At 44.5% G+C, this 25,277-nt stretch carries 21 protein-coding genes; 15 read left to right on the top strand and 6 right to left on the bottom strand.

Annotated elements, in window-relative coordinates; translation table 11 throughout:
• From moaE to KJB35_RS15910, 7 genes are all read left to right on the top strand, one after another.
• Positions 1 to 456 carry a molybdopterin synthase catalytic subunit MoaE gene (gene moaE, locus KJB35_RS15880; RefSeq protein ID WP_017821374.1) on the top strand — a complete coding sequence of 152 codons (456 nt, stop codon included), beginning with the start codon at positions 1 to 3 and terminating at the stop codon, positions 454 to 456.
• Positions 457 to 987: 531 nt separating this feature from the next.
• Positions 988 to 2,664, top strand: a complete 1,677-nt coding sequence (locus KJB35_RS15885) for an ABC transporter substrate-binding protein (RefSeq protein ID WP_017633862.1) — start codon at positions 988 to 990, stop codon at positions 2,662 to 2,664.
• 128 nt (positions 2,665 to 2,792) lie between these two features.
• A complete protein-coding gene (gene oppB / locus KJB35_RS15890; RefSeq protein WP_005380786.1) occupies positions 2,793 to 3,713 on the top strand; it encodes an oligopeptide ABC transporter permease OppB in 921 nt (306 codons plus the stop codon).
• A 15-nt stretch (positions 3,714 to 3,728) separates the two neighbouring features.
• Positions 3,729 to 4,631, top strand: a complete 903-nt coding sequence (oppC, locus tag KJB35_RS15895; protein ID WP_017633861.1) for an oligopeptide ABC transporter permease OppC — start codon at positions 3,729 to 3,731, stop codon at positions 4,629 to 4,631.
• Between the two features lie 27 nt (positions 4,632 to 4,658).
• Positions 4,659 to 5,630, top strand: a complete 972-nt coding sequence (locus tag KJB35_RS15900) for an ABC transporter ATP-binding protein (protein ID WP_005380792.1) — start codon at positions 4,659 to 4,661, stop codon at positions 5,628 to 5,630.
• Entirely contained in the window at positions 5,609 to 6,622 is a 1,014-nt protein-coding gene (gene oppF / locus KJB35_RS15905) for a murein tripeptide/oligopeptide ABC transporter ATP binding protein OppF (RefSeq protein WP_005387265.1), read from the top strand. Before KJB35_RS15900 ends, oppF begins: the two co-directional genes overlap by 22 nt.
• 167 nt (positions 6,623 to 6,789) lie before the next feature.
• Positions 6,790 to 7,737: a glutathione S-transferase family protein gene (locus KJB35_RS15910; protein WP_042523110.1), complete on the top strand. Its 948-nt coding sequence runs from the start codon at positions 6,790 to 6,792 to the stop codon at positions 7,735 to 7,737.
• 114 nt (positions 7,738 to 7,851) lie between these two features.
• Here the strand turns inward: KJB35_RS15910 and KJB35_RS15915 are convergent, their stop codons facing one another.
• The 3 genes from KJB35_RS15915 to KJB35_RS15925 all read right to left on the bottom strand — a co-directional run bounded on the left by KJB35_RS15915 (position 7,852) and on the right by KJB35_RS15925 (position 12,095).
• Positions 7,852 to 8,274 carry a hypothetical protein gene (locus KJB35_RS15915; RefSeq protein ID WP_005387269.1) on the bottom strand — a complete coding sequence of 141 codons (423 nt, stop codon included), beginning with the start codon at positions 8,272 to 8,274 and terminating at the stop codon, positions 7,852 to 7,854.
• A 343-nt stretch (positions 8,275 to 8,617) separates the two neighbouring features.
• Positions 8,618 to 10,762 (bottom strand): phosphate acetyltransferase, encoded by a 2,145-nt coding sequence (gene pta / locus KJB35_RS15920; RefSeq protein WP_033905765.1) that lies wholly within the window; start codon positions 10,760 to 10,762, stop codon positions 8,618 to 8,620.
• A gap of 136 nt (positions 10,763 to 10,898) precedes the next feature.
• Complete coding sequence (locus KJB35_RS15925) at positions 10,899 to 12,095, bottom strand: acetate kinase (RefSeq protein WP_064354187.1); 1,197 nt, start codon at positions 12,093 to 12,095, stop codon at positions 10,899 to 10,901.
• A 346-nt stretch (positions 12,096 to 12,441) separates the two neighbouring features.
• Here KJB35_RS15925 and yfbV point away from each other — a divergent pair, with 346 nt between their 5' ends.
• The 6 genes from yfbV (at position 12,442) to KJB35_RS15955 (ending at position 19,695) form a co-directional block, all read left to right on the top strand.
• Positions 12,442 to 12,894 carry a terminus macrodomain insulation protein YfbV gene (gene yfbV / locus KJB35_RS15930; protein WP_005380809.1) on the top strand — a complete coding sequence of 151 codons (453 nt, stop codon included), beginning with the start codon at positions 12,442 to 12,444 and terminating at the stop codon, positions 12,892 to 12,894.
• A 331-nt stretch (positions 12,895 to 13,225) separates the two neighbouring features.
• Positions 13,226 to 14,191: an ABC transporter substrate-binding protein gene (locus KJB35_RS15935; RefSeq protein ID WP_017633858.1), complete on the top strand. Its 966-nt coding sequence runs from the start codon at positions 13,226 to 13,228 to the stop codon at positions 14,189 to 14,191.
• A 174-nt stretch (positions 14,192 to 14,365) separates the two neighbouring features.
• Positions 14,366 to 15,301 carry an ABC transporter permease gene (locus KJB35_RS15940; protein ID WP_054574798.1) on the top strand — a complete coding sequence of 312 codons (936 nt, stop codon included), beginning with the start codon at positions 14,366 to 14,368 and terminating at the stop codon, positions 15,299 to 15,301.
• Complete coding sequence (locus tag KJB35_RS15945) at positions 15,298 to 16,092, top strand: ABC transporter ATP-binding protein (RefSeq protein ID WP_213868080.1); 795 nt, start codon at positions 15,298 to 15,300, stop codon at positions 16,090 to 16,092. Before KJB35_RS15940 ends, KJB35_RS15945 begins: the two co-directional genes overlap by 4 nt.
• Positions 16,093 to 16,233: 141 nt before the next feature.
• Positions 16,234 to 18,060, top strand: coding sequence for a maltodextrin glucosidase (gene malZ / locus KJB35_RS15950; protein WP_213908059.1), 1,827 nt, complete (start codon positions 16,234 to 16,236; stop codon positions 18,058 to 18,060).
• Positions 18,061 to 18,234: 174 nt separating this feature from the next.
• On the top strand, positions 18,235 to 19,695 hold the full coding sequence (locus tag KJB35_RS15955) for a sensor domain-containing diguanylate cyclase (protein ID WP_005380815.1): 1,461 nt from the start codon (positions 18,235 to 18,237) through the stop codon (positions 19,693 to 19,695).
• Between the two features lie 51 nt (positions 19,696 to 19,746).
• Here the strand turns inward: KJB35_RS15955 and dusC are convergent, their stop codons facing one another.
• Positions 19,747 to 20,706, bottom strand: coding sequence for a tRNA dihydrouridine(16) synthase DusC (gene dusC / locus KJB35_RS15960; RefSeq protein WP_005380816.1), 960 nt, complete (start codon positions 20,704 to 20,706; stop codon positions 19,747 to 19,749).
• A gap of 170 nt (positions 20,707 to 20,876) precedes the next feature.
• Here dusC and KJB35_RS15965 point away from each other — a divergent pair, with 170 nt between their 5' ends.
• Positions 20,877 to 21,494 (top strand): YecA family protein, encoded by a 618-nt coding sequence (locus KJB35_RS15965; RefSeq protein WP_033905759.1) that lies wholly within the window; start codon positions 20,877 to 20,879, stop codon positions 21,492 to 21,494.
• Between the two features lie 79 nt (positions 21,495 to 21,573).
• On the opposite strand, the gene dsbB is transcribed toward KJB35_RS15965, so the two are convergent.
• Together dsbB and nhaB are read right to left on the bottom strand one after the other, a co-directional pair.
• The gene (gene dsbB / locus KJB35_RS15970) at positions 21,574 to 22,110 is read right to left on the bottom strand and encodes a disulfide bond formation protein DsbB (RefSeq protein ID WP_031779052.1); all 537 of its coding nucleotides are present in this window, start codon (positions 22,108 to 22,110) and stop codon (positions 21,574 to 21,576) included.
• An 83-nt stretch (positions 22,111 to 22,193) separates the two neighbouring features.
• Positions 22,194 to 23,780 (bottom strand): Na(+)/H(+) antiporter NhaB, encoded by a 1,587-nt coding sequence (gene nhaB, locus KJB35_RS15975; protein WP_005380822.1) that lies wholly within the window; start codon positions 23,778 to 23,780, stop codon positions 22,194 to 22,196.
• A 639-nt stretch (positions 23,781 to 24,419) separates the two neighbouring features.
• Between nhaB and fadR the strand changes: the two genes are divergently transcribed.
• Positions 24,420 to 25,259: a fatty acid metabolism transcriptional regulator FadR gene (gene fadR, locus KJB35_RS15980; RefSeq protein WP_005380824.1), complete on the top strand. Its 840-nt coding sequence runs from the start codon at positions 24,420 to 24,422 to the stop codon at positions 25,257 to 25,259.
• Positions 25,260 to 25,277 lie beyond the last annotated feature (18 nt).

Raw genomic sequence — 25,277 nt, forward strand, 5'->3', positions numbered from 1 at the left:
ATGGATTCTCGTGTTTCTGTACAAATTGAAGACTTTTCGGTTGAGCAAGAATATCAACGTCTATCTGAAGGGACGGCTGCCGGCGCTGTCGTTACATTCGTTGGTAAAGTTCGAGATATGAACCTTGGGGATAATGTCATTGGTTTACATCTAGAGCACTATCCGGGGATGACAGAGAAGAGCTTGAGCGACATTTGTGATCAAGCTGAGTCTCGCTGGCCACTATTAGGTGTACGCGTGATTCATCGCGTCGGAGACATGGATAGCGGTGATCAAATTGTATTTGTGGGCGTTTCCAGTGCGCACCGCGGCGCGGCATTTGATGCGTGCGAGTTCATCATGGATTATCTGAAAACCCAAGCTCCATTTTGGAAAAAAGAGCGTACGACGAATGAAGATCGTTGGGTTGAGTCGCGCGACACCGATCATCAAGCTGCACAGCGTTGGGAAAAATAGAACTAACCCGCATTCTAGTGAAAAAAGCTAAGTGCTAATGGTACTTAGCTTTTTTTGTATTTATCTTCATTGTATTGCTCACTTTGTTTCAATATTTCCTATCTTTTGTCTGGTGATATTCTTCACAATAAAAGTTTTTTGCCCAATATATAAACAATTATTTGTTAGACTTGATTTGTCATAAATGTTAAATGATGTGTAAATATCTAGCATAAGATGCTAGTAAATGGTTTAAACTCAGATTAATCGAAAGTTTCGCCTGTTAAATGTCGCTTCTGGTCTTTATTTGGCTGGTGAATGCTTTGGGGTTAGAGTTTACTGCTAGATATGTGTGTTTTAGTCAGCATTATTGGTTTTTTTGCTACATTTTTATGGCAAATTACTTCAATGATTGCTAATGTGTGCCGCAGTCTTTGTAAGGTTTTAGACTTTTGTGCTCAGAAAGTGCACTAAAAAAATCTAAAACTCTGACCGTTCCAGGCCCTTACAAAGAAGTCATGGATGCTAACGAAAAAATTTGGAGTTTTACGCATGTATAAGAATAAAATCACGCGCGCTTTATTTATTGGTGCTGGTCTTTCTCTCGCTCTAGCTGGTTGTGGTGAAAAGCCTGCGGAGAAACAAGCTGCTGAGCCTGCTCCGGCTCCAGCCCCTGAAGCTAAATCTGATTCTAAAGAGCCAAAACTTGCTGCTGTTCAAGAATTGGTGCGTGGTAACGGTACAGAAGTTGCGACAATAGACCCTCATAAATCTCAAGGTGTTCCAGAATCCCACGTGATTCGCGATCTTCTTGAAGGCCTTGTAAACCAAGATGCGGACGGTAACACTATCCCTGGTGTTGCAGAATCTTGGGAAACTGAAGACAACAAAACATACACTTTCCACTTACGTGAAGACGCAAAATGGTCAAACGGTGATCCTGTCACTGCAGGTGATTTCGTTTACAGCTTCCAACGTGCAGTCGATCCAGCAACCGCCTCTCCATATGCTTGGTACATGGAATACACCAAGATGAAGAACGCAAAAGACATTGTTGCGGGTAAAAAAGATAAGAGCGAGTTAGGTGTTAAAGCGGTTGACGACCACACGTTAGTGGTTGAGTTAGATACTGCAGTACCATATTTTGTAATGATGATGGGCCACACGACAGTGAAACCTGTTCATCAAGCAACTGTTGAAAAGTTCGGCGATCAATGGACGAAGCCAGAGAACTTTGTAGGTAACGGTGCTTATGTTGTTGACAACTGGGTTGTAAACGAGCGTTTGGTTCTAAAACGTAACGAACAGTACTGGGACAACGAAAACACGACGCTTGACCAAGTTACTTTCTTACCAATCGAGAACCAAGTAGCGGAAATGAACCGCTTCCTAGCGGGTGAAATCGACTTCACGAACGAGCTGCCTACAGAGCACTTCAAGCGTCTGAAGAAAGAGCACCCACAAGAAGTGTCGGTAACCGGTAACTTATGTACTTACTACTACATCTTCAATACGAAGAAAAAGCCGTTTGATGATGTTCGTGTGCGTAAAGCGATTTCTTATGCGATTGACCGTAACATTGTGACCGATGCGATTTTAGGTCAAGGTCAAAAGCCAGCTTACTTCCTAACACCTGAAATTACGGCAGGTTTCAACCCAGAAATTCCTGCATACGGCAAAATGACGCAAGAAGAGCGTAATGCAGAAGCTGCGCGTCTATTGGAAGAAGCGGGTTACGGCGCAGACAACCCTCTTGAATTTAACCTTCTATACAATACATCAGAGAACCACAAGAAACTTGCGGTTGCACTGGGTTCAATGTGGAAGAAGACACTTGGTCTAGACGTTACGCTAGAAAACCAAGAGTGGAAAACTTACCTATCTACCAAAGATTCTGGCAACTTTGAGGTTGCTCGTGCAGGTTGGTGTGGCGACTACAACGAAGCTTCATCTTTCCTAACGCTGATGATGAGTAATAACACTACTGGTGGTATTCACTACGACAGCAAAGAGTACGATGCGATCATGAACAAAGCATTTGCTTCAACTTCTGACGAAGAGCGCCAAGCACTTTACCTAGAAGCAGAGAAGTTGATGGCAAAAGATATGCCAATCGCACCTATCTACCAGTACGTGAAATCACGTCTACTATCACCGAAAGTTGGTGGCTTCCCAGTAAATAACGCGGAAGACAAGATTTACTCTAAAGATCTCTACATCACAGAGTAATTCGTAACTCGATAGAACTATAAAAATGAGGCCCTACATGTGAGAAATTGCATGTAGCGCCTATCTTTAGTCCAAAAGAATTGGACGACTTCTTTAATTTAACTGTCACAGACTGAAAGAGTGAGTTTATGCTTAAATTCATCGCAAAAAGGATATTTGAGGCGATCCCAACAATGTTGGTTTTGATCACCGTATCTTTCTTTCTTATGCGCTTTGCACCGGGAAACCCTTTCTCGACAGAGCGTCCATTGCCACCCGAAGTAATGGCAAATATCGAAGCTAAATATGGCTTGGATAAACCTGTATTTGAACAATACACCACGTATTTGACCAATGTTATCCAAGGTGATTTCGGACCGTCATTTAAATACCTTGATTACTCAGTAAACGAGCTGATCGCGGTTGCCTTACCTGTTTCGGCTAAAGTGGGCTTCATCGCCTTTATCTTTACTTTGATAATGGGGGTTACCGTCGGTACCATTGCTGCGCTCAAGCAAAATACTTGGATTGATTACACCATTATGTCGACTGCGATGCTTGGTGTCGTAATGCCATCCTTTGTATTAGCGCCTGCGCTTATCTACATATTCTCGCTTCATTGGAATATCTTCCCTGCGGGCGGTTGGCAAGATGGTAGCTGGCAGTATTTAGTGCTTCCTGTTATTGGTATGTCGCTACTGTATGTTGCTACCTTTGCTCGTATCACGCGTGGTTCGATGATCGAAACCCTAAACAGTAACTTTATTCGTACGGCACGTGCTAAAGGTCTAAGTTACCGTTATATCATTATCAAACACGCTCTTAAGCCGGCACTTCTCCCTGTTGTTTCTTACATGGGCCCAGCTTTCGTAGGTATCATCACCGGTTCCGTTGTTATCGAAACCATTTTTGGTCTGCCTGGTATTGGTAAACTATTCGTTAACGCTGCGTTTAACCGTGACTACTCGCTAGTAATGGGGGTAACCATTCTGATTGGTTTCCTATTCATTCTATTCAACGCGATTGTAGATATTTTACTTGCAATGATTGACCCGAAAATTCGCTACTAACAGGGACGTTTGGTTATGTTAACGAAAAAAGAAAACCTAGAAGCGATTGAGAAATTCTCCGAAAACTTGGAGATTGAAGGTCGCAGTCTTTGGCAAGATGCTCGTATCCGTTTCATGCGCAACAAAGCGGCGATGGTGAGCTTATTCCTTCTTGTTCTAATGACGTTGGCGGTTATTATCCTGCCAATGATCGCACCGTACACATTTGATGATACTGACTGGTACGCGATGCACGTTGCACCGAATGCTGACCATTGGTTTGGTACTGACAGCTTAGGCCGTGATTTATACGTGCGTACGCTAATTGGAGGTCGTATTTCGTTGATGGTAGGTGTTATGGGTGCATTTGTAGCGGTACTGATTGGTACGCTCTACGGCGCAGCATCTGGTTTCATCGGCGGTAAAGTTGACCGCGTAATGATGCGTATTCTAGAAATTTTATACGCGGTACCGTTTATGTTCCTGGTGATTGTACTGGTAACATTCTTCGGTCGTAACATCATGCTGATCTTCGTTGCGATTGGTGCTATCGCATGGCTAGATATGGCGCGTATCGTACGTGGCCAGACTCTTAGTCTACGTAGCAAGGAGTTTATCGAAGCGGCACATGTGTGTGGTGTAAGCAACTGGAAAATCATTACTCGTCATATCGTACCGAACGTACTGGGTATTGTAGCGGTATACTCTACGCTGCTTATCCCAAGTATGATTCTAACGGAATCATTCCTATCATTCCTTGGTCTTGGTGTTCAGGAACCAATGACAAGTTGGGGCGCTCTTCTACAAGAAGGTGCACAGACAATGGAAGTAGCAATCTGGCAGCTGGCATTCCCAGCAGTGTTCATGGTTGTGACGCTATTCTGCTTCAACTACGTTGGTGACGGCCTGCGCGATGCGCTGGATCCAAAAGACAGATAATTAAAAGATAAGATTAAGGAAGCAATGATGAGCTTATTAGATGTCAAAGATCTGCGCGTCGAATTCACCACGCAAGATGGTATCGTAACCGCAGTAAACGATTTGAACTTCTCTCTCAACCAAGGCGAAACCTTAGGTATCGTTGGAGAGTCGGGATCAGGTAAATCTCAAACCGTATTCGCAATCATGGGCCTTTTGGCTAAGAACGGTATTATTTCTGGTAGCGCAAAGTTTGAAGGCAAAGAAATCCTAAACTTACCGGAAAAAGAACTGAACAAAGTGCGTGCGGAACAGATCGCAATGATCTTCCAAGACCCAATGACATCACTGAACCCTTACATGAAAGTGAGTGATCAGTTGATGGAAGTGCTTATGCTGCACAAAGGCATGGGCAAAGCGGAAGCATTTGAAGAATCAGTACGCATGCTGGAAGCGGTAAAAATCCCTGAAGCGCGTAAGCGTATCACGATGTACCCGCATGAGTTTTCAGGCGGTATGCGTCAGCGTGTAATGATCGCGATGGCGTTGTTATGTCGTCCTAAACTGCTTATTGCCGATGAGCCAACAACAGCACTTGATGTGACGGTACAAGCACAGATCATGGACTTGTTGAATGAGCTGAAATCTGAGTTCAACACAGCGATCATCATGATCACGCACGACCTTGGTGTGGTTGCAGGTTCGTGTGACAAGGTGCTGGTGATGTATGCAGGCCGTACTATGGAGTACGGCAACGTAAACGAAATTTTCTACAATCCAAGCCATCCTTATGCGGAGGGGCTGCTGAAGGCGATTCCTCGCCTCGATACTGAGGGTGAAATTCTGCCGACCATTCCTGGTAATCCACCAAACTTGCTTCGTCTACCGCCGGGCTGCCCTTATCAAGAGCGCTGTCACCGTGTGATGGATCGTTGTAAGCGCGAGGCGCCAATTCTGACACCATTTGGTGATGGTCGTCAGCGTGCATGTTTTTCTGAATGGGAGGCTTGGAACAAATGAACGCAGTAGACAAAAAACTAATTCTGGACATTTCTGAGCTGAAAGTTCACTTCAGCATTGCCTCAAAGTCGGCATGGCCGTGGTCAAAGCCTTCGAGCCTGAAAGCGGTAGATGGCGTGAACGTTCGACTATACGAAGGGGAAACGCTTGGTGTAGTAGGTGAGTCAGGTTGTGGTAAATCGACGTTTGCTCGTGCCATCATTGGTCTGGTTGAAGCTACTGACGGCCAAGTAGTTTGGTTGGGTCAAGACCTTACTAAAATGAAAAGCGTTCAGCGCCGTGAGACGCGTAAAGAAATTCAGATGATTTTCCAAGACCCATTGGCATCGCTGAATCCGCGTATGACTGTTGGTGATATCATTGCTGAACCTCTTGAGACATTCTATCCAGAACTGTCTAAGCAGGAAGTGAAAGATCGCGTTAAAGAGATGATGGCGAAAGTTGGCCTATTACCTAACGTGATTAACCGTTACCCACACGAGTTCTCGGGTGGTCAGTGTCAGCGTATCGGGATAGCGCGTGCGCTTATCCTTAAGCCTAAGATGATCATTTGTGACGAGCCAGTATCGGCGCTTGATGTATCTATTCAAGCTCAGGTGGTTAACCTACTTAAAGAGATTCAAAAAGAGTTAGGGCTTTCTCTGGTATTCATTGCGCATGACTTGTCTGTCGTTAAACACATTTCAGATCGCGTTTTAGTTATGTATTTAGGTAATGCCGTGGAACTTGGCGAGGCCGAGGCTCTGTTTGCTGATCCTAAGCACCCATATACGCGTGCGCTGATGTCTGCGGTTCCGATCCCGGACCCGGATATTGAGCGCAATAAGAAAATCCAAATGCTAGAGGGTGATCTTCCTTCACCTATCAACCCACCGTCGGGTTGTGTATTCCGCACTCGTTGCCCACAAGCAACCGAAGAGTGTGCGAAGACAAAGCCAACCATTTTAGGTAATGACGTTCACGCGGTATCTTGTTTACACGTTAGTGTATAAATTCAGCCTGTGACGGGCTTAAGCGCGACACCTTCATCGGGTCGCGCTTTTTTTATGTGTCTGATTTATACATTCGAATTTCTTGAACATGATGTCCTAAGTTCGATGATTCTCTGTTTGATAGGAAACGCTAATATAGACACAAACAGAACGAGAGGAGAGCAATCATGGGTAAGTTGGTTGAAGGTGTTTGGCAAGATGTCTGGTATGACACAAAATCAAATGGTGGCAAATTTGTGCGCGAAGATGCCGGATTCCGTAACTGGGTTAAAAACGACCCTGATGCGGAGTTTACGCCAGAGTCCGGTCGATACCATTTGTATGTCTCTCTTGCTTGTCCTTGGGCACATCGAACCCTCATTTTCCGCAAGCTGAAAGGTTTAGAACCACATATTGATGTCACGGTCGTTTGCCCTGATATGCTCAGCCAAGGTTGGCAAATGGGGCTTCCTGAGCCATTGTTTGGTCACACGCGCATGTATCAAATTTACACGCAGGCCAAACCCGATTACACGGGCCGCGTAACCGTGCCTGTACTTTGGGATAAAAAGACCAATACTATTGTGTCGAACGAGTCGTCAGAGATCATTCGTATGTTTAACTCGGAGTTCAATGCGTTAACAGGGAATCACGACGACTACTATCCAGAACATCTAAAACACGTTATTGATGAGTGGAACGATTTTGTTTATCCGAATGTCAACAACGGAGTGTATCGTTGTGGCTTCGCGACTACGCAAGAGGCGTATGAAGAAGCGTTTGATTCTTTGTTTAATGCGTTAGATAAAATCGATGCTCACCTAGCGACGCATCGTTACTTAGCAGGGAACACAATTACTGAGGCGGATTGGCGTTTGTTTACGACTCTTATTCGTTTTGATGCGGTGTATGTGGGGCATTTCAAGTGTAACAAGCAGCGCATCGCAGACTACGAAAATATACAAGGCTACTTAAAAGAGTTGTATCAAGTTGAAGGCGTCGAAGATACGACGGATTTCTATCACATTAAACGCCACTACTACTTCAGCCACACAGGGATTAATCCGACGCAAGTTGTACCAAAAGGGCCTGATTTAGACCTAAATACTCCTCATGGAAGAGAAAGGATTGGCTAGTTTGCTGCTTCCATCGCAAATGAAAAAGTACTTAACGGTTAGCAATGCCGTTAAGTACTTTTGTGTCATCTAAATACCGGGAGTAGGAAGTTTACTTTTTCATTCATCGTCACCTTACTTAGCGCGTACGATGTCCATCACTAGCTTTCCGTCCACTTTTACAGGACCGTCCTCTTTAGCGCCGAGCGTATACTCAAACACACCAGTCTTCATGCCACCTTTCTCTCCGTGGACCATTAACATCAGCATATCGCCTGATTCTACTGGTTCCATCAAAATTGCATTTACGTTTTCATTCTTTCCCATTTTTAACGGAGCGTAGCCGATAACAGGACCAGGCTTCATTGATTCGTCTGTTCGGTGGACAACCATCCACCCATTGTCATCAGCATGAGCCATTTCAGCGGTCACCGTTCCTCCGGACATATCTTGATCGACGCCTTTAATACTCGAGGCGGAAAAGCTGAATGAAGAAAAACTAATCAGAAACGCAGCTAAACCAAACTTTATCAGTGATGTATTGATGAAATCCTTCATATATATTCCTTAGCAGTCAATGAGTTTTTGCATTGCAGTAGCTTTTACGTATTTCCTAGCAAAAAAGTTTAGCTAAAACGTAAATAATGCCGATAAATTGAACAGGGGCCGTGCTGCCTTGGAGCCAATGTATTTTGGGGAATGGGTCAATCGGTGTAAGAACAAGCGCGAGCATTGTCGATTAGGTGTGGTGGGGCGATAGGGAGAAAAGCTTTGCGCACCAGTAATTATAGGTTGTGCAGTGATTGGTATAAAAAACAAATAAGTGTTCTGGCCAGCAATAGAAAAAGCCCTCGACGAATCGAGGGCTTTGTATCTATATCTAACTAGATGTCAGAAGCGATTATTTAGCTTCTTGGTCTGCTTGGATAGCTGTTAGAGCGATGGTGTACACGATGTCGTCTACTAGCGCTCCACGAGACAAATCGTTTACAGGCTTACGCATACCTTGCAGCATTGGACCGATAGATACTAGGTCAGCTGAACGTTGTACCGCTTTGTAAGTCGTGTTACCCGTGTTTAGGTCTGGGAATACAAATACTGTCGCTTTACCTGCAACTGGAGAGTTTGGTGCTTTAGAAGCAGCAACGTTTTCCATAATAGCAGCGTCGTATTGTAGAGGACCGTCAATGATAAGATCAGGACGTTTCTCTTGAGCCAGTTTTGTTGCTTCACGTACTTTATCAACGTCTGCACCCTTACCAGATTCACCAGTAGAGTAAGAGATCATTGCAACGCGTGGTTCGATACCGAATGCTGCTGCAGAGTCAGCAGATTGGATAGCGATTTCAGCAAGCTGTTCAGCAGTTGGATCTGGGTTGATTGCACAGTCACCGTAAACCAGTACTTGATCAGGCAGAAGCATGAAGAATACTGAAGATACGATAGACGCATTTGGTGCCGTCTTGATGATTTGGAACGGAGGAACGATAGTGTTCGCCGTAGTGTGAACAGCACCAGAAACTAGGCCGTCAACTTCGTCGTTCTCAAGCATCATTGTGCCAAGGAATACTGAATCTTGTAGCTTCTCACGAGCCACAACTTCAGTCATGCCTTTCGCACCGCGCAACTCAACTAGGCGAGCAACGTAGTTTTCACGAACAGCATCTGCATCGATGATGGTTACACCAGTACCTAGCTCAACGCCTTGTTGAGCCGCTACGCGACGGATCTCATCTGGGTTACCTAGAAGTACACAGTCTGCAATGCCGCGTTCAGCACAGATTGCCGCTGCTTTAACTGTGCGTGGTTCGTCACCTTCTGGAAGAACGATACGCTTACCTGCTTTACGAGCAAGTTCAGTTAGCTGGTAACGGAACGCTGGTGGGCTTAGACGACGAGACTTCTGAGTGCCTTCAGTCATAGACTCGATCCAGTTACCGTCGATGTGGCCAGCAACGTGTTCGTTGATGAACTCGATACGCTCTTTATCGTCTGCAGGTACTTCGATGCTGAAGCTCTGTAGGTTTAGAGACGTTTGCCAAGTGTTACCTTGTGCTTTGAAGATAGGTAGACCAGTGTCGAATGCTGGTTTACATAGGCCTTCGATTTCGCTAGGGATATCGTAACCGCCAGTTAGCAGTACAGCACCAATATCCACACCGTTCATTGCAGCAAGAGAAGCAGCAACGATAACATCAGGACGGTCTGCAGAAGTAACAAGTAGAGAGCCCGGTTTGAAGTGCTCAATCATGTTTGGCAGAGAACGTGCACAGAAAGTGATGCTCTTGATGCGACGAGTGTTGATGTCACCTTCGTTGATGATATCTGCGTTCAGGTGTTTAGCCATGTCGATTGCACGAGTCGCAATCAGATCAATGCTCCATGGCACACAACCTAGTACACGAATTGGAGAAGTGTTGAAAATTTCCATCACTTTCAATTCGTTTTGTTTCGCGCTGTCTGCATCGTCAAAGATTTCAGATAGGTCAGGGCGAGTACGGCCAGCTTCGTCAACAGGAGCGTTTAGCTTGTTGATGATAACACCAGAGATGTTTTTGTTTTTAGTGCCGCCGAAGTTAGAACATGCTACTTCGATACGCTCTTTCAGTTGCGCAGGGTTATCAGTACCTGGAGTCGCAACTAGCACGATTTCTGCACCAAGTGTTGCCGCGATTTCCGCGTTTACTTGGTTTGCAAATGGGTGCTTACGAGTAGGTACAAGACCTTCGATTAGCGTAACGTCTGCGTCTTTGTTGATTTGGTTGTAACGTTCAACAACGGTTTCTAGCAGCTCGTCCATGTTGTCGTTACCGATTAGGCTTTCAGCAACAGACATCGCCATTGGTTCACCGATCTTCATATCGCTGTTACGACCAACGATAGTTGAAGTCAGATCTGGCTGATCACCACCTGAACGTGGCTGACAGATTGGCTTGTAGAAAGAAACTTTAACGCCTTTACGCTCCATAGCGCGAAGAACACCCATGCTAACGCTTGTTAGGCCAACGCCTGCGCTAGTAGGGATAAGCATAATAGTACGAGACATTCGTAGAGTACCTTTAGCTATTTGGGGGATAAAAGCTCAACTCTTATTCCATGAAGCTCGAAGAATAGGAGTTGAGCCCCTAAGAAATTCGTTTGAATGAAAATCTGGCTAGCCGAGTGGCTAGCCAGGAATTCAATTAAAGACCTGTCAGGCGAGCAGTGTCTTCAGCGATGACTAGCTCTTCGTTAGTAGAGATAACCATTGCAGGGATACGGCTGTTTTCAGTCGTGATAACGCCTTCGCCGCCGAAGCGAGCTTTAAGGTTAGCTTCGCTATCTACTTCGATACCGAAGATGCCAAGACGGTTTAGAACCATTTCACGGATAGGGCCAGAGTTCTCGCCGATACCGCCAGTGAAAGTGATTGCGTCTAGACGGCCTTCCATTGAAGCCGTGTAGCCAGCAACGTATTTAGCTAGACGGTGACAGAACACGTCCATTGCGCGCGTTGCTTCTTCTTTTTGACCGTAGTTGTCTTCAACGAAACGACAGTCAGAAGTCACTTCAGTTAGACCTTGAAGACCAGACTCTTTAGTTAGCATCGTGTTGATTTGTTCAACAGAGTAACCTAGAGCGTCGTGTAGGTGGAAGACGATAGCAGGGTCGATGTCGCCACAGCGAGTACCCATTACCAGACCTTCAAGTGGAGTAAGACCCATAGAAGTGTCTACAGATTGACCGTTCTTGATCGCACATACAGATGCGCCGTTACCTAGGTGACAGTTGATGATGTTTACTTCTTCAACTGGTTTGTTTAGTAGGCCTGCAACTTCACGAGTGATGAACAAGTGAGAAGTACCGTGCATGCCGTAACGACGGATACCGTGTTCTTTGTATAGGTTGTATGGAAGAGCATATAGGTAAGACTCTTCAGGCATAGTTTGGTGGAACGCAGTGTCAAATACAGCAACGTTTTTCAGCTCTGGGAAGTTTTTCTTAGCCGCTTCGATACCGATGATGTGAGCAGGGTTATGAAGAGGTGCAAATGTTGCAGCGTCTTGAATACCTTTTAGAACTTCATCAGTAATTAGTGCAGATTGAGTGAACTGCTCGCCGCCGTGAACGATACGGTGACCGATTGCGCCTAGGTTAGCTTTAAGCTCTGGCTTAGAAGCAAGAATAGTTTCTACCATAAACGCTAGTGCTTCTTCGTGAGCTGCACCATTGCCTAGTTGAGCTTCGTGCTTGCCATCAAGTTTCCACTTGATGCGAGCTTCAGGAAGGTGAAGACACTCAGCAAGACCTGACAAGTGCTCGTCGCCGTTCTCGGCATCAACAACGGCAAATTTAAGAGAAGAACTACCGCAGTTTAAAACTAAAACTAGCTTAGACATGTATGACTACCTGTTATTCGTCTGATAAAAAATCAGTTAAAGAATGAAAAATTAATCACAAGAATAGCCGATACCCAGAAGGCTGCGTACTAATCCTGGTCAAAAATTGTTCTAATTCCATATAAAGAAATAGTGATGAACCCTTCCATCACTATGATGCGATCCGTGCAGATAGATATCTCGGAGTTGCTTAAATTGTAAATAACAGCAACAATGAGATTGAGGGTCTGCAAAGGATAGCGATAATAAGCAATGATAACAAAAAAAATTTGAAAGAATATTAACTTTCATCAATTTTTTGTACCTTCAGTTGAAATGTTCAACTATTTTTTAGTGAGAGAGCGGTATGAGTAATAAAGTCGGATTGATCCATAGCCTGAAAGATGGCCAGAATTACATGGAGATCTGGCCGGTTCGTAAAGAGCTAAGCGCCATATTTCCGGAACAGCGTATCATTAAGGCGACTCGCTTTGGCATTAAAGTCATGCCGGCCGTTGCTGCGATCAGCGTACTCACTCAAATGGCATTCAACAATTACCACGCGTTACCTCAATCCATTGTTGTCGCCTTGTTTGCGATTAGCTTGCCACTTCAAGGCATTTGGTGGCTTGGTGCTCGATCCAACACGAAATTGCCGCCTTCTTTGGCCTCTTGGTATCGGGAGTTGCATCAAAAAATTGTGGAAACAGGTTTTGCATTAGAGCCTGTCAAAGCTCGCCCTCGTTACAAAGAGCTTGCGATCATACTGAACCGAGCGTTTCGCCAGCTCGATAAATCGTCATTAGAGCGTTGGTTCTAATTTAAATTGTTTGAAATGGAGTGTGCACTGGCCGCTCCATTTTTGATCCTGCCTCTATTACCTACTTTGACGGTCGTCGATGAAGCGAGCGAAGCTTTGTTTACCAAAGATTCTTTCCGGATGAAGAAGTCCCCCCCGATCACAAATGTTGCTTTAGTGTTAAATCTTTCTTTTCTTTACTAAGACTTAGTAGTAATAATAAAAACAAGATGCGCAAGAAGTGCACAGTTATACGAACACAACAATACCGCCTTCAAACATTTGAATTCACGAGTCGATACACATATTGAAAGCTCGTGAAACAAGGACGAAGTCACATCAAGGAGTTATGATGAAAACGAAACGTTTATTAGCCACCGCCGTTCTATCTGCTACTGCTATTTTCTCTTCTACCAATGTACTGGCCGCCACTGCAACTGTCGCAGTTTCACAGATTGTCGAACACCCGGCGTTAGACGCGACGCGCCAAGGATTACTTGATGGTTTGAAAGCGAAAGGCTACGAAGAAGGCAAAAATCTAGAATTTGATTATAAGACCGCACAGGGTAATCCAGCGATTGCGGTGCAAATTGCCCGTCAGTACGTCGGCGAAAATCCTGATGTGTTAGTTGGCATCGCGACACCTTCGGCACAAGCCTTGGTGTCGGCTACTCGCTCTATTCCTGTTGTCTTTACTGCGGTAACAGATCCGGTTGGTGCGAAATTGGTTAAGTCGATGGAACAACCAGGCAAAAACGTAACTGGCCTGTCTGATCTTTCACCCGTTGCTCAGCATGTCGATCTCATCCAAGAAATTCTTCCTCAGGTGAAAAGCATCGGGGTTGTATTTAATCCCGGTGAAGCTAATGCCGTGACTTTAGTTGAATTACTAAAAGAAAGCGCAAAAGCAAAAGGCATACAAGTGGTTGAAGCGACCGCACTAAAAAGTGCTGATGTTCAGTCTGCGACTCAAGCGATTGCAGCGAAATCAGACATTCTTTACGCCCCAACAGACAATACAGTTGCAAGTGCGATTGAAGGGATGATTGTGGCAGCGAATCAAGCGAAGAAACCTGTATTTGGTGGCGCGACGTCGTATGTGGAAAAGGGTGCAATTGCAGGCTTAGGTTTTGACTACTACCAGGTTGGTGTACAAACCGCGGATTACGTGGCGGCGATTCTTGATGGTCAAGAACCAGGCAAGCTGGATGTAAAAGTCGCGACGGGCTCTGACCTTGTAATTAATGAAAGCGCAGCATCTAAGCTCGGTATCAAGCTGCCAAGTTCTGTGGTTGAACGTGCGACAAGCATGCAATAAGTAACGCTTTTTGGGGTTAAGCCTGTCACGTTGGTTGGTAGACGCTTGCCCCAAAATTGATACTCGCCGGATTTCTCGTGTAGAGCATTCTGCTAGAGAAGAAGGGGAGTATACGTTAGAAGTCTTACGTTCAGGTTGGTATTAGCCAGCCTGAGCATGCAGAAAGGAGCAGTTATGTCTGCATTTGCTTTTTTTGGCGCACTCGAAATTGGCTTGATTTATGGCCTAGTCGCACTGGGTGTGTATCTTACGTTCCGTGTTCTCGATTTCCCCGATTTGAGTGTGGATGGCAGCTTTCCAATGGGAGCTGCGGTGGCTGCAACGGCGATTGTCGCAGGTATTAATCCTTGGCTTGCGACAATAATGGCGATGATAGCTGGTAGTATGACGGGGTGGGTAACCGCTTTTCTGGCTGTTCGGTGTGGTATTTTACACCTGTTAGCTTCCATTCTTACCATGATCGCGGCATTTTCAATCAATATTCGTATTATGGGTAAACCTAATATGGCGTTGCTTGGAGAGGATACGATTCTCACTCCGTTTGAAGCATTGGGCGATCCGATGTTCATTCGTCCTCTGGTTGTTGGGGTCTTAGTTCTTTTGTCCGCTTTCTTTGTCATTCGCCTGCTGAACAGCGACTTTGGTCTTGGTTTACGAGCCACGGGCGTTAATGCGCGTATGGTTTCTGCGCAAGGGGCGAGCACTGGTTTTTATACCTACTTTGGTTTGGCTTTATCTAACGGTTTTGTCGGATTCGCAGGCGCGTTGTTTGCACAAACGAACAGCTTTGCAGATGTGACCTCTGGCGTGGGCACCATTGTGGTTGGTTTGGCTGCTGTGATTTTGGGGCAGACCCTTATTCCCGGGCGCAAGATTTGGGTTGCGGTATTTGCGGTCATCATCGGTTCGGTACTTTATCGCCTTGCAGTGGCTTTCGCTTTGAGCTCTGGCATGTTTGGTTTACAAGCTTCAGACCTCAACCTGGTTACCGCAGTATTGGTGGCTGTGGCGCTTATTGCTCCAAAGCTAAAACAGAGCATGAGAGCGAAACAACGCGTTACTGATGCTAAACAAGCGGCATCAAAAAATGGTTCTGGGGAGGCATTATGATCGAACTAAATAATATTCAGGTCACGTTCAACCCTGGGACGATTTTGGAAAATCGTGCATTGAAAGGCGTCTCTTTAGAGGTTCCAGAGCATCAATTTCTTACCGTGATTGGTTCTAATGGCGCAGGAAAATCGACGTTGCTTGGTGCGGTGACAGGTGAGACGCCGATGATAGGTGGTCAGGTTATCATTGACGGCAAAGACGTCACCAAGCAGACGGTTGCCCAACGTGCGACGCAATGCGCCCGAGTGTTTCAAGATCCATTGGCCGGGACTTGTGGTGAACTGACGATAGAAGAGAACATGGCTCTAGCGCACATGCGTGGTAAAAAACGCAGCTGGGGGTTGGCGCTCTCTACTAAACGTCGCAAGCTGTTCCAAGAGCGAATTAGCATCCTCGGTCTTGGTTTAGAAGACCGCTTGGGCGATAGCATTGGGTTACTGTCTGGTGGACAACGACAAGCCGTTAGCCTTGTGATGGCGACGTTATCGGAGAGTAAGTTGTTATTGCTTGATGAACACACGGCTGCGCTTGATCCTCGTATGGCGGCGTTTGTTATCGACTTAACTAAACGTATTGTCGATGAGTTCGATTTAACAGTGATGATGGTGACGCATTCGATGAAAGACGCATTAGCATGTGGCGATAGGACCGTAATGCTTCACCAAGGTGAAATTGTGCTTGATGTGGCTGGAGAGCAGCGCACTAACATGCAAGTACCAGACTTGTTGGATATGTTCTCCAAAGTGCGTGGTGAAGAGCTGGCAGATGACAGTCTCTTGTTGAACTAAGCGGTATCCGACAAGTCACTACGCCTACTAAGTGTGATCCTCCTTGAGAAAATTGGCTGATATGTCAACTCGCAAGGAGGATTTCTTGTCTCTAATTCTTCAATAACATAGTGGCATATCCGATGACGAGGAGTGCCCATAATGAACCTGCCATTTATTTTTCATAGTCAAACTATTGATGGTTTAGCTTTTAATGACGAGCAAATTACAGTCAGACTGAAAACCGAGACATTGGATTTTGATTCCGTCTATGTGCGTATTGAGCCGGACAATGAAGAATATCTGGTCGACATGGCTCAAATTGGAACAGCTGGGGAATTGTTACTATGGGAGGCATCGTTTCGACCAAATCGAGATCGAGATGTCACACATTATGTGTTTAAGCTCCTCAAAGACGGACAACAATACTGGCTCGATGCACGAGGCGTACAAAAGCGTATTCCACCCAAAGAGTTCCACTTTAAGTTGAATGTAAACCATCAACCACCAAGCTGGGTCCAAGAGCAAGTTTTCTATCAAATCTTTCCTGACCGTTTTTCTGCTAGTAAAAGTGAGTCCGATATTCGCCACGCTTATGCTCAGTATGATTCTGCATCGATCGTCAAGGCGTGGGGAGACGCGGTAGGCTCTCACCAAAATACCGGGGCACGTGAATTCTTTGGCGGCGACCTCAAAGGTGTGGAGCAAAAGTTGAACTATCTTGAACAGCTCGGCGTTACTGCGCTTTATTTTAATCCGATCTTTTCTTCACCAAGTAATCATAAATACGACACCACTGATTACTTCACTGTTGACCCTATGTTCGGCACCAACGATCAGTTTGCTGAACTGTGTGAGAAAATCCGTGGTAAGAATATGAAGATTGTCTTAGACGCGGTGTTTAACCACACGTCAGTGCATCATCCTTGGTTTGATATCCATCAAAAAGGAGAAGGAGCGTATGGCAATCCGCAGTCAAAGTTCCGTGATTACTACTTTTTCGAAGGCGAAACCAATCACTACATCGGTTGGAAAGGCATTGGTAACTTACCGGTTCTGAACTTCGAAAATGAACAGGTGCGCGACTACATCTACCAAAGTGAAGATTCTGTCATCAAGTATTGGCTGAAGCCACCGTACTTGGTTGATGGCTGGCGGTTTGATGTAATTCATATGCTTGGCGAAGGGGACGGCGCGAAAAACAATGCTCATTATGTGGCAGCGTTTCGTAATGCGACTAAGTCAGTAAACCCGAATGCTTATGTGTTAGGTGAGCACTTTTTTGAAGCAACGCAGTGGTTGCAAGGTGATCAAGAGGATGGGGCGATGAACTACTACGGTTTTGCTCATCCAGTTCGAGCTTTTATCGCACGACAAGACATTATGTACGATCCAATCAACATTGATGGTTTGGAGTTTAAAGCATGGTTGGACGAAGCCAGAGCAAAAATCCCATTTTCTAATCAGCTATCGCAGCTAAATCAACTCGATAGTCACGATACTGCTCGGTTTATCACATTGGTTGATGGTGATAAGCGTAAAATGAACATCGCGCTAGCAATGCTTATGACTTACGTTGGCACGCCTTGTATTTACTATGGGAGTGAAGTCGGTCTAGAAGGAGGGCTAGACCCGGATAATCGTCGTTGTTTTCCTTGGAATGAAATTGAAAGTTCACAATGGCTATCGCTTTACCAACAATGGATCAAGATCCGTAAACAATGTAAGCCTTTAGAGTCGGGCTGTATTCAATGGCTTCATTGTACTAACAACCAGTTGGCGTACGCACGTGTACTGGGTCGTGAAGCAGTCGTTGTAATGGTTAATCTCAGTGGTAATGAATGTTCAATCGATTTACCTATGTGGCAACTGGGCTTGGAGGTTAGCCAAGTTATATCGTTGTTAGATGACACAGAACAGGTTGATTATAAAGGTCATATCTCTGTCAATATGTCGGCACAGAGCTGCAAATTATGGCGACTAAAGTGACACCACACTCTATATTGATTAAACTCCTTTAATATATAAACGGTCTCAAACAGCGCGCACACATTTGTTTGGTCTCTTGTTATCTGGTGCTGCATTGCATGCGTCACCAGATAACGAGTATCAATTTAATAGCAGTCATAAGAGACTATTGACCTTTCATATGCATGGTACTCAATGGTAAACCAAAGGCGATTTAGCCTCTCATTTGTCATCTTTTTTCCTCTGGCGTTATTTGTAGTGGTTTTACTCGTGACAACGAAAAATTACTATGATGCGGTTAACCGCTATATCGATTCTGAGTATTCGCGTATCGAGCGTGCAATGTCTCGCGGTATTAAAGTACTCACGGCTTTAGATTACAGCTTCACCAACTATACCAATTACGCTAACCCACTGTTTGAAGAACATAATTCTTTAGTCAAAGAAGGGCTTTGTTATCTTTGGCCTATAGATGTGTTATTACTCGAAAGTGTTTATAGTGAAGGGTTACCTGCGGTTGACCTTGATTATATGATCGTAGGGGACGAAAGCTTATGTCAGCAAGGTTCAACGATTAACCAGTTAGCTGAACAAAAGGCGGGTTTTGCGCCGTCATTGTCATTTCTGCACGATATTGAATCGCACATTGTTGGAATTCATTACATTGACAAGCGCGGTTACGTTATCTCCTCACCCGATACCTACGCAAAAAATTTCACGAGAGAACTTTTGTCAACGCTAAAAGCCCGACCTTTTTGGCAAAAAACCGCGCAAGATAAAGTGAATATTACCTTGGCTGGACCAGGGCCAGTGTTGGACTCGATGGAAGGTCAAGTCATTAGTATGACGGTACCCGTCTATGAGAAAGGAGAACACCAAGGTGTTTTGTCTATTGATTTTGACATCAATACGCTCATGGCTTCGTCGCTAGGTCTTGTTGGTCAGTTTCATTTGGTTTCCAATTTACAATCCATTCCTTCAAACAGTACACGAATCAAACCAGTCGAATTAGAGCGATTGAGTGCGAATCACAGCATGTACTACGAGTACAACCTTTGGGATGAAGCTAAGAACCTAGCGGTTTTTGAAAAATACAGCCTTATTGTCGCACTATTTATTTACGTGCTGAGTACCGTCGTCTTGTTCTATGTGAATATGCATAGCGAGCGACGCTACTTTAAAGAACTGGCAGCAAGAGACCCAATGACCAGCTTATTGAATCGTCGAGGTATGCAAACCGTGTGGCGTAATAAGATGACAAAAAAACAGGTTGCTTTAGCAGTGTTCGATATTGATAACTTCAAGAAGATCAACGACACCTATGGTCATGATGTCGGTGATTCTGCAATTCAGCTTGTTGCAAAATGTATACGTGAAAATATTCGCCATACCGATGTTGCCTCAAGGTTTGGTGGCGAAGAGTTCGTTTTAGCGATTTATGACGAAGATTCAGAGGGCATTAAACTCATTTTAGACAGAGTAAAAAAGGCCATAGATGAGCGCTCGACACGCGTAACGAAAGAAGGCTTTACGATCTCTGGCGGTGTGGTGTTTAGTAAAGAGAGCCGAGTAGAAAACTTTGATGAATTGTTTAAAGCGGCGGATGAAAAGTTATATCAAGCCAAAAGTACCGGCAAAAATAAGATCTGTTACTAGGATTTAGATACAAAAAAGGACGAGATATTCGTCCTTTTTTGTGTTCGGGAGTTATGCAACCTGAGAGTTTAAGTCATCGCGGTAGCGTTGAATATGCTCAACAATTGGTGCGGCTTTGTTGAACGTTCTGATTTCTCTAAATAGGTCTTTTGCTTCAGGATAAGCTTGACGTAAGTAAGAGAACCATTGTTTTACGCGGTTTGGGTAATACAAGCCTTTATCGCCTTTCATCTCGAACTTGGAGTAATAGATGAGCAACTCAACCACCTCGGGCCATGACATTGGCTGGTGGTTATGTTTTACCATATTGCCTAAGTTAGGGATATTGAAAGCGCCTCGGCACACCATTAAAGAGCTAACGCCAGTCGTTTCAATGCAACGTTGACCGTCTTCATAATTCCAAATTTCACCATTCGCTATCAGTGGGATATCGAAACGTTCGCGAATTTGGTTGATGTAATCCCATTTTATCTCAGAAGCTTTATAACCACCTTGTTTAGTACGTGCGTGTACGGTCAGTTCATTTGCGCCAGCAGACTGAATGGCATCGACAATTTCAAAGCAATCTTCAGGGTTCTCCCAGCCAAGACGAATTTTTGCAGTTACGGGAATGGCTTCTGGAACGGCTTCTCGACAAGCTTTAACCACACGGTGAATGAGCTCTGGATGCTGGAGTAGCGCTGCACCACCTTTACTTTTGTTGACCATTTTGGCTGGGCAACCAAAGTTTATATCAATACCTCTGGCGCCAAGATTTGCCGCTTTAATTGCGTTCTCAGCCATCCAGTTTGGTTCTTGTCCCAACAATTGCACATGTACTGGCACACCAGATGCAGTCTGAGAACCTTGCAACAGCTCTGGGCATAAACGGTGAAATACATGATCGGGTAATAGCTGGTCGATTACCCGAACAAACTCCGTAACACACAGGTCATAGTCGTTTATCTCGGTCAGGATTTGGCGCATCAAATGATCTAAAACGCCTTCCATTGGGCCTAGTACAACTCGCATAGCTTGCCTAATACAGTTTGGTGGTAAAAAGGAGGGCGATTGTAGCGATGTAAGTTAAGTTTGTCATTAAAAGAGTCGAAGCGGCCAATGCAGTCAAACACACAACGTTAGGTTACGTGCTTTTGAGCTCTGAGGTATAATGCCGCCAAATTTATGGGAAACCAGATGCCATGCAATACACATTGATTGAAAAAGGTGAAGTTCACGTTGATGAATCTTGCCAATTTATCGAAGGCGCAGTGTTAGCTGCGAATCTGACGACAAAACCACTCGCTCCTGAAAAGTGGTTAGAGCCGCTATTAGGTGAGGGATTCAAAGCGATTCAACCAGCTGTGGAAGAGCAAATTCACAAGCAGCATAACCGAATTCAACGAAACGAATATTCCGTGCTAGAGCTAACAGGCAAAGAACCTGAACAACTTGCTGATTTTGCCGAAGGCTTTATGTCTGTTTGGCCAATGATTGAAGAACAGTGGCAAGACGTTGAGCTCAATGATGGATTACAGCGTATGCTGCAAGCATTACTGACCACTTTGATGCTGGCGATCGATGAGCCAGCAACGCAGCAACAGATGCGTGACGCAGGTATTGAAACGCCACCGGCCCTGACAGATTTAGTCGACCAGCTTGATTTAATGGTCGGTGAAGTCGCGCTGGGCGCGGATGAGTTGATGGTAGGCAATAAAGCTCAAAGCCTAAACCCATTCAAAGGTATCGGGCGCAATGATCCCTGTCCTTGTGAGAGCGGAAAAAAATTCAAGCAGTGCTGTGGTCAATCACGCGGCTAAATCGAATCGCCGCGCTATCCACTTAACAAAAAGCCGACCAGATGGTCGGCTTTTTGTTAATTTTTACGCGTCAGTAGGATTAACGAATTGGATTAACGCGTTTTGCAGGGAAGAATTGTGCAATTACAATTAATGCCAAAGCGATTAAATTGCCTGCAAAAATTACTACTAACCATTGTGGCATTGATAAATCAAGGAGCTGCCACACAACCTTAGAGCAATCACCATATGCTTCAAACATCCAAGGAACCCACTGATTGAGCGGAGCCCAGCTAGGGAATGTGACGAATAAATCGCAAGTCGCGAATGGTGATGGATTAAACTGGTAGTCAACGTGCTGCATTGCAAGTAACAAACCCTTGTAAGCACTTAATCCCCAGCCTATCAAACCTAGCCAGCGGAAAATTGGGTTCTTGGGTGCCAATATACCAACCATTGCAGCGACGCCCACTCCCATCATCGCGACTCTTTCATAAATACACATGACACATGGTGCAAGCATCATGACGTGCTGAAAATAGAGGGCACATGCTTCAAAGAAAACGACGAATAGCAGAAGCAGTAGCCACGATAAACGTCCCTTTGAAAACTGGTTAAGTGAATTTAAAATAGTCACGTTTTTGTTCCTGTCTGAAATAGAAAAAGCTCTGAATACTCAGAGCTTTTTATCGTGGATAAGTTTCCTAATCAACTCAAATTTTAGTGACCACCGGATACTACGGGAGTCAGATCACCACTATGAGGTAAAATCCAACCAGCTTCGTAGAAAGAAGCGGTTGCAGGCTCTAGGAAGAACATGATTCCCATCAGACCGACAATCGCAAGAACGACGGTGTAAGGCAGCGCCATGATAACCATTCGACCGTAAGACAGACGAATTAATGGAGCGAGAGCCGATGTGAGTAAGAATAGGAATGCCGCTTGACCGTTTGGCGTTGCAACAGAAGGCAGGTTAGTACCAGTATTGATTGCCACCGCCAGTAAGTCGAACTGATCACGAGTAATGAGGCCCTCAATGAGTGCAGTTTTTACTTCATTGATGTAAACCGTACCAACGAACACGTTATCCGACACCATAGATAATAAGCCATTCGCCACATAGAACAGAGCTAGCTGAGTACCTTTATCTTCAACGGCAAGCACCGCATCGATGACTGGTTTAAACAGTTCTTGGTCAATGATTACAGCAACGATCGAGAAAAATACTGCAAGCAGTGCAGTGAAGGGCAGGGCCTCTTCAAACGCTTTCCCCATGGAGTGCTCTTCAATGACACCAGTAAATGCGGTCGCTAAAATGATCACAGAAAGGCCAATTAAGCCGACAGCCGCTAAGTGCAAAGCGAGTGCAACGATCAACCAAACCGCAATAAGACCTTGAACCCAGAGTTTTGCGACATCTTGATTTGTTCGCGTTTTACGCTCTTCACGGTCAAAATCGACGAGGATCTGACGAACGTTGTTAGGAAGCTTCGCGCCGTAGCCAAACACTTTAAGCTTTTCAACTAAAGCACAAGTGATGAGACCACAGAAAAATACAGGTAGTGTCACTGGAGACATACGGATTAGGAATTCACCAAATAACCAACCCGCTTGGTCTGCAATAATTAAGTTTTGAGGTTCACCAACCATCGTGGTTACGCCACCTAAGGCAGTACCTACACCAGCATGCATCAACAAAGAGCGCAAAAAGGCACGATAGTTTTCTAGGTCATCACGCGTTAGTTCAGTGATCGTGTCATCTTGTGTATGGTCATGGTCACCGATAGGGTTACCAGACGCCACTTTGTGATAGATAGAGTAAAAGCCGATCGCCACGCTGATAACAACGGCGATAACCGTCAAGGCATCCAAAAACGCAGACAAAAATGCCGCAGCAAAGCAGAACGCGAGTGATAGTAGGGTTTTAGAGCGAATGCCAAGTAAAATTTTGGTAAAAATGAACAGCAATAGCTGCTTCATGAAGTAGATGCCCGCAACCATAAATACCAGAAGTAGCAGTACTTCGATATTTGCTACTAATTCGTGCTTAACTTGCGCAGGGCTAGTCATGCCGATAGCAATGGCTTCAATAGCAAGTAAACCGCCAGGTTGTAATGGGTAGCATTTTAATGCCATTGCTAGCGTGAAAATAAATTCAGCGACCAACAACCATCCAGCTACAAATGGGTTTATTAGGAAGAATACAATCGGGTTAATTATTAAGAAGGCTATAATGGCAACTTTGTACCAATCAGGCGCTTTACCAAGGAAGTTCTTGATAAAAGCGTTTCCGAGCGATATCGGCATGATAATTCTCTTTATAACAAAATTATGAATAGACACTACAATAGTGCTTAAGTATCTGTTTGTTAGACTTATTAACTAGTCTTTAAAAACAATAACTTAGTAAAACAACAATCCTTTGTTTATTGTAGTCTTGCCAAGTTACTTCCCCTGAACTCAAGCACCGCTCACTTTCGACCGCAAACTCTACACTCAGGCATTTATTAGTCAATAACAAAACGTGATGCTACCGACTAAAATGACTTTTTAAATGTAATAACGCGATCAAAACGGCGTTACTATACCATGAAAGTCTTAAAAAAATCCTCTTGGATTTTAAATGACGGTCAGTGACGAGAAAAGGCAAATTAAGAAAGAATATTAACCGTGATATACAAAGTAATTTTTCATATTTTGAATATAAAAATGTGACACGGTTGTCTTTATTTCTCCGAGATTTGTGAGCTGTTTAATTAAATAAAAATTCATATTTTACTGCTTTCGCTCGCATGTTAGAGCCTCTTAAATTGACACAACATATAGAGTATTAACTCTATGTTATGGAGTCGTTTCCACTATTGATCGTAAATTTTCTCAAACCGCTAAGTAGTGGTATGATGAGTAGTATCGACCCTCAGAAATCAATATTGGATAAAAAGTAGAATGGTCATAAAGGCGAAAAGCCCTGCGGGATTCGCAGAAAAATATATTATCGAGAGCATTTGGAACGGCCGTTTTCCTCCAGGCTCAATTTTACCTGCTGAGCGCGAGCTGTCCGAACTGATTGGTGTTACTCGAACGACTTTAAGAGAGGTTCTTCAACGACTAGCCCGTGATGGATGGCTGACTATCCAGCACGGCAAACCTACGAAAGTTAACCAATTTATGGAGACCTCTGGTCTGCATATTTTGGATACTTTAATGACGCTAGACGTTGATAATGCGACAAACATTGTAGAAGATCTGCTTGCGGCACGTACTAACATCAGTCCTATCTTTATGCGCTATGCATTTAAAGCGAACAAAGAGAGCTCTGAGCGTACAATTAAGAACGTAATCGAATCTTGTGAAGCTTTAATGAATGCGGCTTCCTGGGACGAATTCATCGCTTCTTCGCCGTATGCTGAAAAAGTTCTGCAGAATGTGAAAGAAGATAACGAGAAAGATGAAGCGAAGCGTCAAGAAATCTTGATTGCTAAAACGTTCAACTTTTACGATTATATGCTTTTCCAGCGCCTAGCATTCCATTCAGGAAATCAAATTTACGGTTTGATCTTTAATGGTTTGAAGAAGCTCTACGATCGTGTCGGTAGCTACTACTTCTCAAATCCAGCTTCTCGTGAGCTAGCTCTGAAGTTTTACCATCAATTGCTCGAAACTTGTGAAAGTGGCCAGCGTGAACAACTACCAGTAGTGATTCGTCATTATGGTATGGAAAGTGCGTTGATCTGGAACGAAATGAAAAAGCAATTACCAACGAACTTCACGGAAGACGACAGCTAAGCGCTGACAAGTTGGATA

It is taken from the genome of Vibrio sp. D431a, assembly GCF_030248655.1.
In the GTDB taxonomy this organism is placed as follows: Bacteria; Pseudomonadota; Gammaproteobacteria; order Enterobacterales; family Vibrionaceae; genus Vibrio; species Vibrio alginolyticus.

Bases quoted from the DNA above. Each gene is read 5' to 3' on its own strand.
- moaE (WP_017821374.1), top strand. From the start codon at position 1: ATGGATTCTCGTGTTTCTGTACAAATTGAAGACTTTTCGGTTGAGCAA.
- KJB35_RS15885 (WP_017633862.1), top strand. From the start codon at position 988: ATGTATAAGAATAAAATCACGCGCGCTTTATTTATTGGTGCTGGTCTT.
- oppB (WP_005380786.1), top strand. From the start codon at position 2,793: ATGCTTAAATTCATCGCAAAAAGGATATTTGAGGCGATCCCAACAATG.
- oppC (WP_017633861.1), top strand. From the start codon at position 3,729: ATGTTAACGAAAAAAGAAAACCTAGAAGCGATTGAGAAATTCTCCGAA.
- KJB35_RS15900 (WP_005380792.1), top strand. From the start codon at position 4,659: ATGAGCTTATTAGATGTCAAAGATCTGCGCGTCGAATTCACCACGCAA.
- oppF (WP_005387265.1), top strand. From the start codon at position 5,609: ATGGGAGGCTTGGAACAAATGAACGCAGTAGACAAAAAACTAATTCTG.
- KJB35_RS15910 (WP_042523110.1), top strand. From the start codon at position 6,790: ATGGGTAAGTTGGTTGAAGGTGTTTGGCAAGATGTCTGGTATGACACA.
- KJB35_RS15915 (WP_005387269.1), bottom strand. From the start codon at position 8,274: ATGAAGGATTTCATCAATACATCACTGATAAAGTTTGGTTTAGCTGCG.
- pta (WP_033905765.1), bottom strand. From the start codon at position 10,762: ATGTCTCGTACTATTATGCTTATCCCTACTAGCGCAGGCGTTGGCCTA.
- KJB35_RS15925 (WP_064354187.1), bottom strand. From the start codon at position 12,095: ATGTCTAAGCTAGTTTTAGTTTTAAACTGCGGTAGTTCTTCTCTTAAA.
- yfbV (WP_005380809.1), top strand. From the start codon at position 12,442: ATGAGTAATAAAGTCGGATTGATCCATAGCCTGAAAGATGGCCAGAAT.
- KJB35_RS15935 (WP_017633858.1), top strand. From the start codon at position 13,226: ATGAAAACGAAACGTTTATTAGCCACCGCCGTTCTATCTGCTACTGCT.
- KJB35_RS15940 (WP_054574798.1), top strand. From the start codon at position 14,366: ATGTCTGCATTTGCTTTTTTTGGCGCACTCGAAATTGGCTTGATTTAT.
- KJB35_RS15945 (WP_213868080.1), top strand. From the start codon at position 15,298: ATGATCGAACTAAATAATATTCAGGTCACGTTCAACCCTGGGACGATT.
- malZ (WP_213908059.1), top strand. From the start codon at position 16,234: ATGAACCTGCCATTTATTTTTCATAGTCAAACTATTGATGGTTTAGCT.
- KJB35_RS15955 (WP_005380815.1), top strand. From the start codon at position 18,235: ATGGTAAACCAAAGGCGATTTAGCCTCTCATTTGTCATCTTTTTTCCT.
- dusC (WP_005380816.1), bottom strand. From the start codon at position 20,706: ATGCGAGTTGTACTAGGCCCAATGGAAGGCGTTTTAGATCATTTGATG.
- KJB35_RS15965 (WP_033905759.1), top strand. From the start codon at position 20,877: ATGCAATACACATTGATTGAAAAAGGTGAAGTTCACGTTGATGAATCT.
- nhaB (WP_005380822.1), bottom strand. From the start codon at position 23,780: ATGCCGATATCGCTCGGAAACGCTTTTATCAAGAACTTCCTTGGTAAA.
- fadR (WP_005380824.1), top strand. From the start codon at position 24,420: ATGGTCATAAAGGCGAAAAGCCCTGCGGGATTCGCAGAAAAATATATT.